The organism is Streptomyces sp. NBC_01304 (genome assembly GCF_035975855.1).
Lineage (GTDB): Bacteria > Actinomycetota > Actinomycetes > Streptomycetales > Streptomycetaceae > Streptomyces.
This window is the reverse complement of sequence record NZ_CP109056.1, coordinates 51,436-68,287: the sequence shown is the minus strand read 5'-3', so window position 1 is coordinate 68,287 and position 16,852 is coordinate 51,436. Positions and strand designations below refer to the sequence as shown.

18 protein-coding genes and 1 pseudogene are annotated in these 16,852 nt (G+C 69.5%); 11 read left to right on the top strand and 8 right to left on the bottom strand.

Annotated elements, in window-relative coordinates:
- Positions 1-2: 2 nt before the first annotated feature.
- From OG430_RS47900 to OG430_RS47875, 6 genes and pseudogenes are all read left to right on the top strand, one after another.
- Entirely contained in the window at positions 3-1,262 is a 1,260-nt protein-coding gene (locus OG430_RS47900) for an ATP-grasp domain-containing protein (protein ID WP_327359592.1), read from the top strand.
- 83 nt (positions 1,263-1,345) lie between these two features.
- Positions 1,346-2,614, top strand: a complete 1,269-nt coding sequence (locus OG430_RS47895; protein WP_327359591.1) for a PTS transporter subunit EIIC — start codon at positions 1,346-1,348, stop codon at positions 2,612-2,614.
- A gap of 48 nt (positions 2,615-2,662) precedes the next feature.
- Positions 2,663-3,418: a hypothetical protein gene (locus tag OG430_RS47890; protein ID WP_327359590.1), complete on the top strand. Its 756-nt coding sequence runs from the start codon at positions 2,663-2,665 to the stop codon at positions 3,416-3,418.
- An 82-nt stretch (positions 3,419-3,500) separates the two neighbouring features.
- A complete protein-coding gene (locus tag OG430_RS47885) occupies positions 3,501-3,869 on the top strand; it encodes a hypothetical protein (protein WP_327359589.1) in 369 nt (122 codons plus the stop codon).
- Positions 3,866-4,255 (top strand): annotated as a pseudogene (locus OG430_RS47880) (glycosyltransferase family 2 protein); the annotation flags it as partial. The gene OG430_RS47885 and the pseudogene OG430_RS47880, both read left to right, overlap by 4 nt.
- 300 nt (positions 4,256-4,555) lie before the next feature.
- Entirely contained in the window at positions 4,556-4,687 is a 132-nt protein-coding gene (locus OG430_RS47875) for a hypothetical protein (protein WP_327359783.1), read from the top strand.
- An 89-nt stretch (positions 4,688-4,776) separates the two neighbouring features.
- Here OG430_RS47875 and OG430_RS47870 read toward each other — a convergent pair whose 3' ends face one another.
- Positions 4,777-5,019, bottom strand: a complete 243-nt coding sequence (locus OG430_RS47870) for a hypothetical protein (protein ID WP_327359588.1) — start codon at positions 5,017-5,019, stop codon at positions 4,777-4,779.
- A gap of 126 nt (positions 5,020-5,145) precedes the next feature.
- Positions 5,146-5,940, bottom strand: coding sequence for a hypothetical protein (locus OG430_RS47865; RefSeq protein WP_327359587.1), 795 nt, complete (start codon positions 5,938-5,940; stop codon positions 5,146-5,148).
- Positions 5,941-6,157: 217 nt separating this feature from the next.
- Between OG430_RS47865 and OG430_RS47860 the strand changes: the two genes are divergently transcribed.
- Together OG430_RS47860 and OG430_RS47855 are read left to right on the top strand one after the other, a co-directional pair.
- Entirely contained in the window at positions 6,158-6,853 is a 696-nt protein-coding gene (locus OG430_RS47860) for a hypothetical protein (protein WP_327359586.1), read from the top strand.
- Between the two features lie 111 nt (positions 6,854-6,964).
- Positions 6,965-7,525: a hypothetical protein gene (locus OG430_RS47855; protein WP_327359585.1), complete on the top strand. Its 561-nt coding sequence runs from the start codon at positions 6,965-6,967 to the stop codon at positions 7,523-7,525.
- A gap of 104 nt (positions 7,526-7,629) precedes the next feature.
- Here the strand turns inward: OG430_RS47855 and OG430_RS47850 are convergent, their stop codons facing one another.
- On the bottom strand, positions 7,630-7,989 hold the full coding sequence (locus tag OG430_RS47850; protein ID WP_327359584.1) for a helix-turn-helix domain-containing protein: 360 nt from the start codon (positions 7,987-7,989) through the stop codon (positions 7,630-7,632).
- Positions 7,990-8,060: 71 nt separating this feature from the next.
- Here OG430_RS47850 and OG430_RS47845 point away from each other — a divergent pair, with 71 nt between their 5' ends.
- The 3 genes from OG430_RS47845 to OG430_RS47835 all read left to right on the top strand — a co-directional run bounded on the left by OG430_RS47845 (position 8,061) and on the right by OG430_RS47835 (position 11,614).
- On the top strand, positions 8,061-8,780 hold the full coding sequence (locus OG430_RS47845) for a hypothetical protein (RefSeq protein WP_327359583.1): 720 nt from the start codon (positions 8,061-8,063) through the stop codon (positions 8,778-8,780).
- Between the two features lie 352 nt (positions 8,781-9,132).
- On the top strand, positions 9,133-10,704 hold the full coding sequence (locus OG430_RS47840; RefSeq protein ID WP_327359582.1) for an ABC transporter substrate-binding protein: 1,572 nt from the start codon (positions 9,133-9,135) through the stop codon (positions 10,702-10,704).
- 151 nt (positions 10,705-10,855) lie between these two features.
- Entirely contained in the window at positions 10,856-11,614 is a 759-nt protein-coding gene (locus OG430_RS47835) for a nuclease-related domain-containing protein (protein WP_327359581.1), read from the top strand.
- A 326-nt stretch (positions 11,615-11,940) separates the two neighbouring features.
- On the opposite strand, the gene OG430_RS47830 is transcribed toward OG430_RS47835, so the two are convergent.
- From OG430_RS47830 to OG430_RS47810, 5 genes are all read right to left on the bottom strand, one after another.
- A complete protein-coding gene (locus OG430_RS47830; RefSeq protein WP_442816778.1) occupies positions 11,941-13,488 on the bottom strand; it encodes a pentapeptide repeat-containing protein in 1,548 nt (515 codons plus the stop codon).
- 341 nt (positions 13,489-13,829) lie between these two features.
- Entirely contained in the window at positions 13,830-14,312 is a 483-nt protein-coding gene (locus OG430_RS47825; protein ID WP_327359580.1) for a hypothetical protein, read from the bottom strand.
- 70 nt (positions 14,313-14,382) lie between these two features.
- Positions 14,383-15,648 (bottom strand): hypothetical protein, encoded by a 1,266-nt coding sequence (locus tag OG430_RS47820; protein WP_327359579.1) that lies wholly within the window; start codon positions 15,646-15,648, stop codon positions 14,383-14,385.
- 48 nt (positions 15,649-15,696) lie between these two features.
- Entirely contained in the window at positions 15,697-15,831 is a 135-nt protein-coding gene (locus OG430_RS47815) for a hypothetical protein (RefSeq protein WP_327359578.1), read from the bottom strand.
- Positions 15,832-15,948: 117 nt separating this feature from the next.
- Complete coding sequence (locus tag OG430_RS47810) at positions 15,949-16,680, bottom strand: hypothetical protein (protein ID WP_327359577.1); 732 nt, start codon at positions 16,678-16,680, stop codon at positions 15,949-15,951.
- Positions 16,681-16,852: the final 172 nt, after the last annotated feature.

Here is a 16,852-nt window from a genome sequence, read left to right as displayed (position 1 = left end):
CCATGACCGAGAACACCCAGCCCGTCCTGCTCGTCCTGGGCGCCGGCGACGAGGCCTACAGATCCTTCGCCCTGGCCGAGTTCGCGGCCCAGCACCGCCTCGTCCTCATCGACAACGAACCCTCCGCCTGGGCCGCACTGCACGTCGCCGAGCAGGTGATCGTCGACCTGCACGACCGGCAGGCAACCGAACTTGCCATCAAGGAGATCGCCACCCACCACACGGTCGCCGGCATCACCACCTACCTCGAGACCCACGTCGAACTCGCCGCGCACCTCGCCGCCGCCCTCCAGCTGCCCGGCGCCGACCCGGCAGCGGTGACCGCCTGCCGCGACAAGGCCCGAACCCGCCAACTCCTGGCCGAGCACCGCGTGCCCTCCGCCCGCTCCTACACCGTCACCAGCGAAGCCGATGCCATCGCGACCGCCCAGGCCGTGGGCTACCCGGTCGTCGTCAAACCCCGCGGAATGGCAGGCAGTTCCGGCGTCCGCCGCGCCGATAGCCCCGAGGACGTCATCGCCCACTACCGGGCCGCGACGACCGTCACCCTCATGGGACTGGAGATCAACGGGGCGGCCGGCGTCCTCGTCGAGGAGTACCTCGACGGCCCCGAGATCAGCGCAGAATGCGTGGTCACCGGCCCCGGCGACATCCACATCGTCGCCATCACCCGCAAGAGCCTCAGCGCCGAGCCCGCCTTCCTGGAAACCGCGCACCTCGTCGACGCCCGCGACCCGCTCCTGACCGACGCGTCCGTGCGCACCGTGGTGAACTCCGCCGTCAACGCGGTCGGCATCAACCGCGGCGTCCTGCACGTCGAGCTGCGCCTGACCGCCCGCGGCGCGCGCATCATCGAAATCAACGCGCGCATGGGCGGCGACCTGATCCCCCGCCTGGTCCAACTCGCCACCGGCATCCGCCTCCCGCAGATCAGCGCGGCCCTGGCCACCGGCGCCGAGCCCGACCTGACCGTCACCCGACAGCAGAGCGCCGCCATCGAATTCCACTACCCCAAGGCCACCGGCCGCCTCGATGCCGTCCACTCCGACATCAGCGGCCACTGGGTGGAACGCCAGGTGTGGACCCACCAGACCGGCGACCACGTGAGGTCGGGCACCGACGCCACCATCGGCGACCGGCTCGGCCACCTGGTCGTCACCGGACCCACCCCGGCCAGCTGCAGCGCACGCCTGCGCCAGGCCGAGCAGCACCTGCACATCCGCATTGCCACCCCGGCGTACGTCACCGCCTGCGTGCGCTGAACCCCCGTACGTCTTCCCCTACTTGAGCTGATCAGGAGCCAGAGTCGCATGGACTGCCAGGCCAGGACACGGAGGCTGCGCGCGTGGTGACGCTTCCCTTCGCGCGGACCAAGCAGCCCGCCCCGGCGCCGCACGAGCACGCGCCGACGTCGGCGGACGCGAGCGCGCCCATGGAGCGGCTGCGCCGTATGGGCGAGGGCCTCGCGCTGCCGATCGCGGCCCTGCCCGCGGCCGGCCTGCTGCTCCGCCTGGGCCAGGACGACCTCCTGGGCCGCTTCGACCAGCTCCACCGGGCACCCGAGGTCATCTCCAGCGCGGGCGCGGCCATCTTGGACAACCTCCCTGCGCTCTTCGCTGTCGGCCTGGGCCTGGGACTCAACCGGGCCAAGGACGCAGCGGGACCGGTCCTGGCGTGCCTCGTCTCCTACCTCGTGATCGCCAAGGTGATCCTGGTCTTCGCACCCCTGGCTGCCGGCCAGCTCGACACCCCTCCGGCGCGGATGCCGTACGGAGCCCTGGCCGGCATCATCGGCGGGCTGCTGGCCATGGCCATCTGGAAGCGCGTCGCCGGACGCCCCCGCATCCCGCAGTTCGCGGCGTACGGGATCATCGCCCTCGCCGCGACGATCGCCGGCGCCCTGCTCGGCCTCGCCTACCCCACCGTCGACCATGGGCTCACCGCAGCCGCCGAAGCCGTCGCGGACCATGCCGTCGTCGGGGGAGGGCTCTTCGGCCTCCTCAACCGGCTGCTCACCCCGATCGGCCTGCACCAGCCGTTGAACGCCGTCGTCTGGTTCCTCACCGGCGACTGCGGCAACGGCATCAAGGGCGACGTCCCGTGCTTCATCCAGGCGCACGATCCCGACGCGGGCGTGTTCCTCACCGGCTTCTACCCCGTGGCCCTGGCGGGCCTTCCGGCGGCAGCCCTCGCCATGTGGCGCTGCGCCCACCCCGACCAGCGCCGCCGTGTCGGCGCCCTGCTCCTGCCCGCCGCGATCTTGTGTGCAGTCACGGGGGTGACCGAGCCGATCGAGCTCACCTTCGTGTTCGTCGCCCCGGTTCTGTTCGTGATTCATGCCGTACTCACCGGGCTCAGCCTCGCTCTCGTGAACCTCTTGGAGATCAGGCACGGCTTCGTCTTCTCGGCCGGCGGCCTGGACTACCTGTTCAACTACTCGATCGCCACCCGGCCGTTGCTGCTCCTGCCCATCGCGGCCGCCTACGGGGCGATCTACTACTTCCTCTTCCGCTGGGCGATCACCCGCTTCAACCTGCGCACCCCCGGCCGGGCCCCCGCCGAATCGCCCCCGGACACCGGCGCCGACGAACCCCGCCACGCACCCGCCCCATGACCGATTCCGACCCCAACTGGCAGTTCCACCAACGTCCCGGAGGACACGATGCACATCACCCGAACCCCCATGGCCCGCCTGCAGCTCGGCGCTGTCGCCTGCGCGGCCGCTGTCCTGGCCGTGACCGCCTGCGAGAACGGCGACGCGAACAACACCGACCACGGCAAGGACCGGCCCAAGGCGTCCACCCCGGCGAACGAGGACAAGCCGCAGGCCAACGGCATTGAGAAGAAGACCGCCGCCGAGATCTACAACGCCGCCATGAAGGCCAACGCCACGGCAGGCTCCGCCCACGAAACGATGGAGCGCACCGACACCGCGTCCGACCTCAAGGTGTCCGCCACCGAATGCGTCGGCACCGTCGACAAGCGCGACCGCGGGTCGTTCGACATCATCCGCAAGAACAGCGACATCTGGGCCAAGCCCGACGCCACCCTCGCCAAGGAGCTCAGCGAGGCCGGCACCACCATCAACGCAAACGTGTGGCTGCACGGCAACGACAAGCACCCGCTCATGAAGGCCCTCGCCAGCTACTGCCACTCCGAACAGTTCACCGACCCGGACACCGCCTCGGTCAAGATGACCAAGAAGCCGGTCACCGAGCTCGACGGCCAGCCCGTCATCCCGCTCCAGATCTCCGCCGAGGGCGGCACCGGCACCTTCTACGTGGCCACCACGGGCGAACCGCACCTGATCAAGCAGGAGTCCAGCAGCAAGGCCGGATCGGACCTCACGTTCAGCGCCTTCGGCGAGCCGGTCGGCGCCGCCGCGCCCGCCGAGAAGACCGTCCCGGTCCCCAACTGACCCGCGACCACAGCCGGCTGCCGGGCGATACGCGAGGACACCCGCCGCACGGCAGCCAGCTGGGCCAACCCCGGAAGGAGCCATGACCCCCCTCGTTCAGGCGGCCTGCTACGGCATCGGCGCCATCTTCCCCATCGTGATCATCGACCCCGGTGCGCACTGGACCACGGGGGCCCGCCCCGGCCTGCCCGAATGGCAGTCCAGCCAGGGCCACAGCATGCTCGCCCTGCGGTGGACCGGCCCGGCCGGCACCGCCGACAAAGCCCCCGATCGCCTCCTGGCCGCCGCCACCCGGGCCCCGAAGCCACCCCTTACTGCAGCTGAACTCGGCGTATTCCGGACTTCGTTGGAGCCCGGCCTGCACCTCATAGCCCTGCCCGAGGAGTACGTCATCGGGCCCTGGGCGCAACGGCCCGGCGCAGCACCCCCGACAACCCGGCGCGCGGCATGAACCCGTCCGCCTCCACCCCCTGGAAGGTCCCCGTGCCCCGACGTCCCGACGCCCAGGTCGCCGTCATCATCCCGACCCAACTCGAGCCGCACCGCATGGGCTACCTCCTCGAGAGCTACCGCAGCCTCACCCGGCAGAGCGTGCCCTTCGAATTGCTGATCGCCCCCAACGGCCCGGACGCAGACCCCGCCCGCATACCCCAAGAGATCACAGACGACCCCCGGACGAGGATCTGCCCGCGCCCCAAACCGGGCGCCGCGCCTGCCCGGAACCTCACCTTGAACGACGTCACGGCCCCGTACGTCTGTTTCGTAGACGACGATGATCGACTTCCGCCCGACTCCCTGGCCGTGCGCTATCACCACGCGGTACAGACCGGGTTGGGATGGGTGGCGGGATGGTCCGCTGACATGCTCAGCGACGGCACTTTGCAGACCTGGGCATGCCCCACTCCTCCAGGACGGCATGAAGCCGGCGACGTGTGGACGTACTGGGCTTCGCCCGCCAGTAAGCCCCCGCTGGGCCACGCGATGCTGCTCACCCGCACCGATGTGGCCAGGGCGAGCGGGGGCCACGGCGGACTTTGGAAAGGGGAGGATTATGTGTACGTAATGTCGGTAACGGGGCGCTCATCGGGAGAACTGCTACCAGTTGTCACATATCACTACAGAGACCACCGGCATCAGATGACTGAGGACCCTGGATACGCCGACGCCGACGAGTACGGCGCACGAGTCTTCGCGTACCTCATGGGTAAGGCGGACCGCGAGGTACGCAACCGCGAGCGCTACCAGATGGCACCGGGCGCGGCCGCGTGACAGCCGCAGGGCCGGCCGTCCGGGTCTGTCTCACGCCCCTGCATGCGGAAGGCCCCCGCGACGGCATCGCGGGGGCCTGGGGACGCGGGCTACTGCTGGGTCTTCCAGTCCAGTTGCCCCTGCGGGTCCGCGTCGATGCCCCGCACTTTGTAGCCGCGGGTGGCGAAGTACTGGGTGGTGATGAGCGCGGCGGCGCTGAAACCGGGCCGGTCATCCTTGGGCTGGCCGCCCTTGGTGATCCCGTAGACGACCAGCGGCCGGCGGGCGGCGGGCGTCGCGTTACCGGCGTTCACGGCGGCATCCACGCGGGCCGGGGCGCCTTCGTCCGACACAGTCCGTCTCCAGGTGTAGGTGGTGGCGGGACAGCGAGGCAACTGTCCCACGCGGGTGAGCGTGAGGGTCGAAGGATCCGGGAAGTAGCGCGTATCCGGATGGTGCGGGGGAGTTGCCGGCGGGGGCTACCACTGTTGAGGCCGGCGGCCGCGATGCAGCGCGCCGCGGATCGTTCTGCCGAAGCGGACGCGCAGGCGGCGCAGTTCCCACAGCGACAACGCGGTGACGGACAGGGCCGGCCCGATGAGGAAGAGCAGACGTATCCCCGGCGGCGCTGCCGACGCGGGCGCGTCCTCGAGGAGCTGGAGGCCGAGCGTCGCCCAGACGAGCAGGGGAGAGATGAGCGGGGGCAGAACTTCGTGCACGTCCGCGGTACGGAAGACGTAGTGGACGCACAGGAACGCCGCGGTGAGCCCGAACGGCACCGCGAACAGCACCGCCGCCAGGGCGGCCAGCAGGAACACGAACTGGCCGAACGGGCCGAACTGCAGGGACATCTGAGTGCCGCCGTCGTTCTGGAGCAGCACGTACAAGATGGCCACCGAGATGAACAGAGCGCCGAACCCGGTCATGGGCCCTTTGAGCCGGCGGAGGTACAGCGACCGGGCCGGCGCTCTGGCCGCGGTCGCGAAGAGCACCAGAAGCGCGGGGCCGGCCACCACCAGTACGCCAGCGCTGAGGAGGATCTCCAGGAATTTGTCTTTGGCGACCGCGGACACCGACTGCTGCATCGGGTAGGCGTAGACCATCCACGCGGTAGCGGCGAGGCCAATGGCTGTCCTGGCAATCTGCGCCGCCTCGATCGCCCCATCGCTGATCCGCCCCGGACGGGAGGGGCGGAAGGCGCGGTCGGCCAGAACGAACGGCGCGGTCAGCCATCGGAGTCTCGGTCGCGGCGCGTAGTACGTGGTGTGCGGCATGTCTTCCTCATGGGTCGGTCGGGCCGGAGCACCGCAGTGAGTGCTCACAGCGGCCTGGTGTAGCTAGCGGTCAGTTGTGGCGTCCCGCGAGCATCGGGGCGTTGCCCGCATCGAATTAGCGACGCGTAAAACTTGTCTTGAAGCATGTTCTCAAGGTAAGATATACGCGTCAAGGGGGAAGGCTTTCCTTCCTTCCGCTCAAACCACCTGGAGTTCCATGGCCCTGCCGTCGCTTCCGCTTGCCCAGCACCTCGACAAGGTCCCCTACAACCCGGCCGAGTTTCACAACCGCGTACGCAAGTCACTCCTCATCGCGGCCGCGGTCCGGCTGTACGAGTTCAACGGCGTTCTCACCGACCACGGGCTCGACAACCTCACCCGCGCCGACATGGTCGCGGCTGCCCAGCGCATCGGCGAGCGGGTCCCGGGCGCGACCGCTGCAGGCACCGAGACCGAGGACCTGATCAGGAAGATCCTGGACGCTCTCTACATCTCCCAGCCCACCGGCCGCGCGAGCCGCGAGCGAACTGCCACGTTCACCGAGTCACTCAACACGGCGATCGCCATCGGGTTCGACGCCTTCTGGCGCAAGTTCGACGGCTATCCCACCCGCGAGGGCATCAACCGCCTCACTGCGCTGCAGTTCACCGCCATCGCCCACGAGGCCATCCCCGGCCGCGCCCTGGGCGCGAAGGTCTCGCAGCAGGAGCAGGCCCTCACCAAGCTGCTGCTCCGCACGATCTGCGAGGCGCAGCCCCAGACTGCGGCATCCGCGGCCCCTGCTCGCTCGCCGCTGTCGTCCTCCGAGCTCGCCGACGACCCGACGTCGCTGGCCGATGCACTCACGGCCGTCGTGAGCGCTGCGAAGAGGTCGGACCGGCCGACCATCGTCGTCCTCAACCTCCCCCAGTAGCAGCAAGCAAGCGGCCGTCTCGCCCGGCGCCGCGCACAGCAGCGCCGGGGCCCCGGTCCCTCGACCTCATCGAGGGGCCGGGCCCGACCGCCCAGTTACTCGCATGCGCCCATGCCCGATTCCCGTGAGGAAGGTCCGTCCGTGCGCACCATCGCCCGCAACCACACCCGGGTCATCGCCCGCCTGCGCCAGGAACTGACCCTCGCCACCCGCCACAACGGCGCTTACGACCTGACCGGAACGCCGGTTCCGACGCTGGAAGCCTGGCACCAGTTCGACCACGGCACACCCCGGCACTGGCCCCTCCTGCGCGAACTCGACCCGCGCACCGGCACGTACGAGATCCGCGTGCACGGCAAGCTCCGCTACGAACTGCGCCCCGCCCAACCCGCCGACCGGATCGACATCGTGGTCGACCGCGACCCCGACAACGCCACCGACGTCACCGTCTACATCAACGGCGTCAAGACCACCGGTCCGAGCGTCAGCGTGCACGTGATCGACCCCGGGGCGGGCGACGCCGATCACGAATGGCTTGAGGGGCAGACCGAACTCGATGAGACGGTGCCCGAGGCGGTCCGGGGCGTGATCGGCGAACTGGCCGCCGACTATCACCAGCGGATGAACCACTGCCGCCTGCCTTCGTGCGATGGCGACGGGGCCGACCGGTGAGCATCGTACGGCAGGAGCCGCTGCCTTTCGGGACCTCGCAGAGATCCCGACAGCCTCGCCCTGGTGCTGAGCCACCAACTTGTTGGTCTACAGCCTGTACCTGCTCAGCCGGTTGCACTTCGCAATTCCCTCGACGCGGTCCTGCGGGCGACGAGTTCGGCGCGGTACTCGGGGTCATCGACCGGCCAGAGCATGGTCCCGAGCGCCTGCTCCAGGTTGATCACGGTAAGTACGTCCGGCCACGCCCATCCACGTCTCACATTCGTGATGCACTGCCGATTCACGCCGCTGAGCTCAGCCAAGGCTTTGGCGCTGAGTTCCATTCCGATCATGACCTCGTCCAGCTTTCGGCAGGCATGCTGCATCACGCGAGCAGGAAGGAAGTCCTCCAGTACCGCATTGGGCCACTCTCCCGAAATCACGTACTCACACGGCGACTTGGCGCGCTTCGTTCCACCCGGCACTGGACCAGTATGTCCCTTCTACTGCCGGCAGTTGACAGCTTCTGGAGTCCCACGGGACGGAGCTGGTGCAAGTGGAACCCGCCGCCGAAGTGACGTGCTGGAGGCGATCTGCGAGCGGGTTCGCTGGTGATCCCGTCCTGGATTCCGCGAACCTGCGTGCTTCCGACCGCGCGGCCCAGAAGGTCCGCAGCCAGGAGCAGGGCCACCGCTACGTCGAGGACAAGCTCATCCGCCTCGGCGCGCCGGCGCCTCGAGCCGGCAACGACCCATCCGCCTGGCTGCGCGAGGCCCTGGTCGCGATCGGCGCACGCCGACTTCGCCACCAAGGCGCACACCGCACGCCTTCCGTCTCGGCCGCAACCGGCGCGAAGGGATCCGGCTGGGGCGCTCCGAACTCCGGCCGACGCCCGAGCTCCCCGATACGGCGCACTGAGCACCAGCGCGCCCGTCACCACCCACAGGCCCGGCCGCACCACGAACCACACAGAGAGGAACGGCACATGGACCCCCACCGCGAGAAGCTGCTGACCGCAGCGGTCAGCGCCTTCGGCACCTACATCAAGGACGGCGACACGCTCGCCTTCCACCGGCAGCAGAAGGCCACCGCCGCCGCAGACAAGGCCGGCATCACCTTCGACGAGGTCGTCCTGCGCTACAGCGAGACCCTGGAACTGCCCCGCGCCACCTACGCCGAGGACCCGGGCGACGCCGCGCCGCACCTGCACCCCGTGACCCCGGAACACTGCGCCGGACCGGGCCCTGTCCAGCAGGAAGGCCCCGAAGCCAGCTGACCGCGCCCCGCAATCGCGGCGCGGCGGACGAGCCGAGATCCGCGCGCACTTCGCCGCAGGGCAGACCCGCCCGCCGGCGAGGGGCGACCACCTTTCCCGCACCAGAGAGGCATACCGTGACAGGAAGATCCACTCTGCCCGATATCACCAAGCACGGGCGGCCCCCAGGAGGTTGCAGCTCCGCGGACAGCCCTGGCGCCCACTTGTGGGATATGCCAAAGTCATTTGCTGCAGCGATTCAGATTGGATGCGGAGCGAGGCCCACACCTCGCTCTACATGGCGGGGGCCGTGGCGCGTGGAGATCAGTCCGCCGAGTGCTGCACTCGAACGCGCTGCAAAGGAGAAGAAGCTGTGAACTGGTCCACCCGAGCGAGCGTCTTCACGCTCGCCGGCCTGATGACGATGACCGCCGGCTGCGGGACGCTGGCCGGTGACGCCGACAAGCCGCGCATCATCGTCGTGGGCACCACCGACACCCTCGACTCGCTGGACCCCACGGCCAGCTACGACACGGGCACCTGGACACTGCTCAGCGCAGCCACCCAGAGCCTGCTCACCTACAAGCGCGGCAGCCAGGAACCCACCGCCGATGCGGCCGAATCCTGCACCTGGGTCGGCCTCGGCAACGTGACCTACCGCTGCACGCTGCGGACCGGCCTCACGTTCAGCAGTGGCCAGGACGTCACCGCGAAGGACGTCAAGTACTCCATCGACCGGGTGCGCACCATGGAGCATCCGCTCGGCCCGTCCTCCCTGCTGGCCAGCATCAAGGACATCACCACCAAGGGCAGCGACGTCACCTTCCACCTCAAGCGCGGCGATGCGACCTTCCCGTTCGCCCTGGCAACCCCGGCGGCCGCGATCGTGGACCACCGCGACTACCCCGCCAAGAAGGCGCGGCCCACCCGAAAGATCACCGGGTCCGGCCCGTACGTGCTGTCGGAGTACCGCGCGGGCAGTGAAGCCGTCCTGACGGCCAACCCCGACTACCGCGGACCCGAGTCCCTGCAGAACGACGAAGTGCGCGTGCGGTACTTCAAGAACAACGACCAGATGCTCGCCGCCCTCAAGGCGGGCACGATCGACGTCGTCCACCGCGGGCTGACCCAGGACCAGATCAGCGACCTGCAGGCCAGGGACGACACCAAGTCCGGCATCAAGGTCCTCGAGATGCGAGGCCAGGAGGTCCGCGCACTCATCCTCAACACGCGGGCCCCGAACCTGGAGAAGGCGGGCGTGCGGCGCGCGATGGCGCACCTCATCGACCGCGGGGAACTCGCCGGCACCGTCTACGCCGGCACCGTCGAGCCCCTCTACTCGACTGTCCCGGCAGGAATCGACGGCCACACCACCGCCTTCTTCGACCAGTACAGCGAGGTCGACATCGACAAGGCGCGCACCGAGCTCGCCGCAGCAGACGTCACCACGCCGGTCCCGCTTACCCTGACGTACACCTCCGGCCACTACGGACCCACCACGCGCACCGAGTTCGCCGTGCTCAAGAAGCAACTCGAGGCCGGCGGGCTCTTCGACGTCGACGTGAAGGCAGTCGACAACTGGCAGGACTACCAGGAGAAGGCGTCACACGGCGCCTACGAGGCCTTCGGGCTCGGCTGGTACCCCGACTTCCCCGACGCCGACAACTTCATCGGCCCCTTCGTCGGCAAGGACAACCCGATGTACGTCCCCTACGGGCCGAAGAGCGTCCTGGACACGCTCGCCCGCTCCCGCCTCTCCGCCAACCGCACCGACGCCGCCTCGGCCCTCGAAGGCGTCCAGCACACCATGGCCCGCGACGTCCCGCTCATACCGCTCTGGCAGGGCAACCAGTACATCGTCGCCCAGTCGCTCATCGGCGGCACCGAATGGGCCTACAGCCCCAACTCACTCCTGCGACTGTGGGAGTTGAAGCACATCGCCTGACCGGGACCGCCGCGGTGACGGAGCTGGAACGACCCGGCTCCGTCACCGCGGCGCCCAGACCTCCCGCAGCCGCCGACGCCGGACTCTGTCCACAACCCGGGACCCACACCATCGCGATCTCCGTACGTGCACGATTCCCAAGGAGATCGGGATGCCCTCCACGCCCTCCACGCGACCCAGGCGCCGTACCGGCGCCGGCGCGAGCGCCCAGGCCATGGCCGACACCATCCGCGCCGCCGAACGCCGCAAGCAGCACCGCACCGCCAGCTGGGCCCTGCCGTTGCTCGTCCTGCCTCTCGCCCTCGGGCTCGGCTACCTCACCGCCACCCTCACCAGCCCGCACGCCGGCCTGGCCGTCACCGTGGTGGTCACCGCGCTGGCCCTGCGCCGCATCTACCGCAGCAAGGGCAGCACCTGGGCAACCGGAGCCGCCGGAGAGCGGCGCACCCGCTGGATCCTCGCACCACTGGTGTGGTTCGGATTCGGGGCCTGGGCAGTCCTGCACGATCGGCAGATACCGCGCTCCAGGGCGAACCTGGATCACCTCGTCCTCGGACGCTGCGGCCCCGTCTACGTGGACACGAAGACCTGGAAGGCGAAACGGGCGAGGGTCCAACTGCGCCACGGGCAGCTCTGGTACGGCCGTCACCCACAGCAGAAGACCCTCGACACCGTGCTGTGGGAAGCAGGCCGCGCAGCCGAGGTTCTCGGCACCCACGTGCAGGCGATCATCGCCGTGCACTACGCCGAGGTACCGCCGGGCGGCCTCATCAGCTCCGGAGTGACGATTATCCCGGCCAGCGAACTGCGCGGGTTCCTGCGCGCGCTGCCCAAGGAGCCCGGCTGGAACCGTGCGCGAATCGCACGGGCACGCCAATGGGCCGACGAGCGCCTGCCGCCGGCCCGCTGACCCGCCCTGCAACCCGACGGGATATGATCCCAGAGCGGGTAGTTCGCGTGCGATACAGCCGAGTTGACCGTAGACTGATCATGTAAGCCCCGGGTAGCAGTCACTGCCACCCCCCGGCACCACTGTCCGGGGCACAGCTTGGTAAGCCCCGGTGTCTGCCTCTGCCCCCAGCGGGTACGCGGCCCGGGGCACAGCCATTTCAGGGCCCCGACACTCGGATCAGCCGCACCCTGCTCGGGCCTGGGCGGCGCTCAACTCACCGCACGGTCTCACCGGTCCATCGACGAGATTCTGTGGCTCGGGTGGCGGAATGGCGGGGCCGGTGTTCATCGTTTGATGCGGCCGCGGACGGCAAGGACGGCCAGGCCGAGGAGCACGGGTTCGGTTAGCCGGGAGGCCATCTCGGTGTAGGTGCCGGCGGTGGTGAGGTCCTGGCCGGAGGAGCGGAAGACGACCGAGTTCACCACGATCCGCATCGCCTTCTCCCACCGATCGGTGGTGATCCGGGAGCGGAGCGGACCGCTGGGGTTGACCGGATCGGGTACGTCGGTGGTCAGGGTGATGTCCTGGCCGGTCAGCTGCCCGGTGGTCGCGGATTGCGGTGCACCCAGGGGCAGGCCCCACAACATCATCACCAGCACGGTGGCGGCCATCGCGCCGAGCAGCCAGCCCATCGCGCGGGCCGCCCGCAGCCCGTACCCAGACACCGCCCAATACGCAGCCAGCAGCGCGCGCTCGGCGCGGGGCCGGGTGCGGTCGTGGCGGCGCATCTCCATCTCGCCGTAGTAGAAGTCCGCGGCGTCCGGCTCGTTCTTGCTGTCCTCGAAGGATTTCCGCAGCTGCCGGTACACCGGCGCCAGCGTCGCCGGCCCCACCGCATCGGCTCCGGCCGGGGCCGCGGTCCATCCGGCTTCGCCTTGAGCGGCGCGCCAGTGCTGCTCCTCGGCCAGTGTCCGTCGCGCGGTCCATCGTCGGCCCGACGGGGCGAGGGCAAAGGGGCAGTCGCCCTCCAGGCGGAGCTGGTCCAGGTGCACCGTACCGGACAGTAGACAGCCGGACAGGTCCACGTTGTGCAGCGCCAGGTGCGCCGTGTCCGCACCTCTCAGAGACGCCATGCGCACGGCCGGATCGGAGCCAACCAGTTCGCCTTCCGGCAAGGCTTCTCCGGTGTTGATGCTCGTAAAGGGCGCTGTCTTGACCGTGATGGTCAGCGGATGCTCCAGGACCGCGTCGCTGAGGTCCACCGTGGCGTAGCGCAGTCGCAGTGCCGCAGTGGAGTCAAAACGTGTGCGCTGGCAGTCGACGCGCGCCGTGGCCGCCTCGAGCGTCAGAGGGCTGCCGAACCGCGCCGCGGACAGGCCGAGGGTTCCCCGGCAGAGCAGTGGGCCTAGCTGGGAAGCTATATCGAACTGCGCCCCGTCGAACCGGGCGTCGCTGGAGAACTGCGCCCCGTCGAACACGGCGTCGCCGGAGAACTGCGCCCCATAAAACCGGGCGACGCGGGAGAACTGCACCTCGTGGAACTGGGCGTCGCTGGAGAACTGCGCCCCGTCGAACAGGGCGTCGGCGGAGAACTGCGCTCCGTAAAACCGGGCGACGCTGGGAAACTGCGCCCGGTCGAACCGGGCGAGGCTGGAGAACTGCGCCCGGTCGAACATGGCGTCGCCTGAGAAGTGCGCCCCGTCGAACACGGCGTTGCCGGAGAAGTGCGCCCTGTAAAACCAGGCGACTCCGGAGAACTGCGCCCCGTCGAACTGGGCGTGGCCGACTTGGTGCCGACCGGTGGCGGGATCATGCAGTTGATGTAAGAGCTGCTCCAGCAGCTCACCTGAGACGGGGGTGCCGCGGTGGTCAAGGTCGCTGCCTAGATCCAGTGTACGGAGGTAGGCGGTCCGTTCATCGTCTGCTAGGTGAGCCAGGCATGCAGCGTACGGCTCTACCGTGCGGCCCCGGCAGCCGACCGGGTCGCTTCCGGGGTCCGCCCCATGTGTGCAGTACGGCCAGTCTGGCATGGGCCGCGGAAACGGCGTGCCGCGTGTCGTCATGCCCGCTGGGACGATCTGAACCGCGGCCCGGTTGCTCCAGCGCAACTTTCCCGCTCGATCTCGGGCGATCAGGATGGGATTCGCAATGCAATCTCGCGGCACCTATCACGGGGTGGGAGCTCCGAGATCGCAGGTAGTCGCATTCCGTCGGTGACCCTCACTGGCTTCGTTCACCCATCCGCCTCGCCCCGGGCGAGCTCGGCGAGGTCCCGGCCCACAGCCGTAGGAAAGGCGCCGAACTGCGGGCCGCGAAGACCCGTCGAGCCGTCGGTCGGCCGAAGACGGCCCTCACCGTCACGGAACTCGGCGAGGCGCAGGGCCTGCAGCGTCATCCGCGTCACGTAGTTGACCTTGGGAGTGAAGGCTCCGTCCGCCCCCACCTGCTCGCTCAGAGCACGCCACTGGGCGCGGGTCAGGACCGCGCGGCGCCCTGGCAGCGTGATACGCCATGTCGTCACGCCGTCGTAGTCGAGCGCGTTGGCGTCCGCGATCCGGTATCCGTCGGCGTCCGCGCGGTAGATGTAGCCCGCGTCGAGCATCGCCTTCAGCAGGCGCGTGGACACTCCATCGGGCAGGAGCCCCTTGGGGTCGCGGCAGGCCTTCTTCAGGTGGGCGGTCTCGGTACTCGTGGGGGTACGCGGTGGCACGGGCATGAAATCTCCAAGTGGGTTGGAACGTACGCGGGTCGGGGCATGCGCCCGGTGGTGCGGGTGGGGATCGGGTTCAGACCAGCAGGGCCCGGTAGGCCTGCTCGCGACAGCGGTGGCCAGCCGCGAGCGACTCGAGGTGGCGTTGACGGGCGCGGAGTTCGCGCAGCTCCCGGCGGTACATGCCGCGCTGGTAGGGGGCCTGGGCCTTCGCCGCGGCCAGTTGGAGCGCCTCGACGTCACCACGCGCGAGGTAGCGCAGGGCGAGCACACGCAGGACCGCAGAGGTGCGCTGCCGGGTGGGCCACGCCGGGCGCATCCCGGCTCGGACCCCGGTGCTGGCCCGCGCCGGCAGGTCCTCCGGCGTGGTGGGCGTGATTCCCTCCGCGACGTCCAGGTCCCAGAAGCTGTTGATGCACACGCCGTTCACCCACGGCGCATGCTCCCGCTCGTGCGTGAAGTGGTCGTTGGCGGACTGGACGTGGCCGAAGGTGACGCGCAGGCCGACCGGGACCGGGAGCGGCCGGAAGTGCTCGCGGCCGACCGTGAAGCGGCCGTTCAGCCTGTGACCCGTCACCTCGTACACCACCGTCCCGGCGACCTGGTCGTTCACCGCGACTTCCCGGACCGTGACGGCGCCCAGGGACTCGCCCTTTCCGGTGACGATCGGCACCTTCACGCCCAGCGGGTCGGCCGGCCGGACGGTCAGCGCGCGCCGTCGGATGACGCCGAGCACCTGGTTCAGGCGCGTCCGCGCCAGCTGCCGCTGTGCGGCCAGCTCGCGGATCTCGGCCTCCAGGACCTCCGCCTTGCCCGCCTCGTGCTTAGCCAGGTAGTCGCCCTCGCGCCGAGCCGCCGCAGTGATCAGCTCGGTACGGTCCGGTCGCACGGCCCAGTGCCGCACGAGCGCCCGGAGCACGCTCTCCGTACGCCGCCGCACCCCAGTGCTCAGCTCGCGCTGGACCCCGTTGTCGCGCAGGCAGGTCGCATAGCGGTCAAGGAACCAGCCTGCGGGCGGCTCGTCGGGGTTGATGCGCTTTGCCCAGCCATGAATCCGGACATTGAAGACGACCGGCTCGTCGGGGCGCGGATACGAGTAGAACGACCCATCGCCGTCGATCGGCTCGCCGTGGTCGCCGAACTGGACACGCACCGTGCTGGGCAGCAGCGTCCCATCGGCCAGCGCCTCGGGGATCACCACGAAGGTCCCCCTCAGATGGGGGCCGCGGACGGTGTACCGGACATGTCCGTGATCGAGGCGGGTCACCCGCATCGCCAGCTGGCCGACACCGGGCAGGTCCAAATCGGCGCGGACGGTGGGGAATCGGGGGATCAGGATCACTTCCAGGCAGGTAGACGGAGAAGCAGAGAACGGGCAGCGCCCGAACGGCTACGCGGCGAGCTGACCGTGCACCTTGCCGAGCCGCTGCTCGATGTCGGCCACGGCACGGCGCGCGAGGGCGAGCGCGGCGCGATGGGAGTCGAGCTGGGCGGCGTAGCTGTCCAGGAACTCTGCTGCGGCCAAACGCCGTGCGGCTGAGGTCAGTTCTGCGAGGTCACCCCGGCTTGGCCAGGCGCCGCATGCTCGCCGGGTGACGCCTATAGAGTACCGATCAATGAGCAGGCGGGCAAGTTATACGCGTCATTGCGGGTGAGGTGTGGATGCCCGCTGCGGTAGGGGAGCGTTCTCAAGGTTGGTGTGGTTCCCGGCCTCGGGCAGCGTCGCCTGATGCCTGTTCCTGCCGGGCGAGCGGGCGACGACCTGGCCGACGATCGTGCGGGGGGCCGGCGCGAGTTCGCGCGGGGCAGGGCTCACGGCGTGCGGCATGACCCTCCCTTCCAGAGCGTCCCGCGGATCGAGCAGGGCCAGGATGCGCAAGGCCAGCGCGGTCGGCACTTCGGACATCTTGATGTCCATCGACTGGGCATCGGTGCTCAGCTTGACCTCCCCCTGGGCGATAGCGGGACGCGGATCGAGACTCCGCACCCCGCCTGGCCAGTAGGACCTCTTGCGGTCGGTCGCCTCGTGCGGCGAAATGTGCCCGCGGGAGATGTTGGGCAGGACCTGCGTGAGGCGCTCGTTCATGACAACGCGGGCCTGGCGGTGGCGCTCCGCCTCGGCGGCCTCCTCAAGGGCTTCGCCGATCTTCGCCAGGTATCCGGGAAGGACGCGGCGGATGATGTCCCTGGCCAGTCGCTCGGGCGGACGGTGAGTGCCCAGGGTGATGGTGTCCGAGCTCAGGGCGGACCCCACGCCGGGGAAGATCCCGCCTACGGTCAGCCGCTCGTGGGTGTTGATCTGGTAGACGGCGATGCCGATGCCTGAGGGGTGGAGCAGCCGGACGTGGCCGAAGCGCGTCCACCCTCGTTCCACCTCATGGATCCACCGGCCGCCCTCGACCTGGAGATCGTTGAAGACGACGGCCAGGGCCTGGCCGAGGCGGTCGAACTGGGCGTGTAGTGCTGCTTCGACTTCTGTGTTGGGGATGACGGTCCTCCTTGATGGACAACTGGGAACTGGGCGGGCGTGAGAGGGGCGGCGCGGC

What these genes read in the sequence shown, in the direction of transcription:
- OG430_RS47900 (WP_327359592.1), top strand. Translation starts at nt 3, where the DNA reads ATGACCGAGAACACCCAGCCCGTCCTGCTCGTCCTGGGCGCCGGCGAC.
- OG430_RS47890 (WP_327359590.1), top strand. Translation starts at nt 2,663, where the DNA reads ATGCACATCACCCGAACCCCCATGGCCCGCCTGCAGCTCGGCGCTGTC.
- OG430_RS47885 (WP_327359589.1), top strand. Translation starts at nt 3,501, where the DNA reads ATGACCCCCCTCGTTCAGGCGGCCTGCTACGGCATCGGCGCCATCTTC.
- OG430_RS47875 (WP_327359783.1), top strand. Translation starts at nt 4,556, where the DNA reads ATGACTGAGGACCCTGGATACGCCGACGCCGACGAGTACGGCGCACGA.
- OG430_RS47865 (WP_327359587.1), bottom strand. Translation starts at nt 5,940, where the DNA reads ATGCCGCACACCACGTACTACGCGCCGCGACCGAGACTCCGATGGCTG.
- OG430_RS47860 (WP_327359586.1), top strand. Translation starts at nt 6,158, where the DNA reads ATGGCCCTGCCGTCGCTTCCGCTTGCCCAGCACCTCGACAAGGTCCCC.
- OG430_RS47855 (WP_327359585.1), top strand. Translation starts at nt 6,965, where the DNA reads ATGCCCGATTCCCGTGAGGAAGGTCCGTCCGTGCGCACCATCGCCCGC.
- OG430_RS47835 (WP_327359581.1), top strand. Translation starts at nt 10,856, where the DNA reads ATGCCCTCCACGCCCTCCACGCGACCCAGGCGCCGTACCGGCGCCGGC.
- OG430_RS47825 (WP_327359580.1), bottom strand. Translation starts at nt 14,312, where the DNA reads ATGCCCGTGCCACCGCGTACCCCCACGAGTACCGAGACCGCCCACCTG.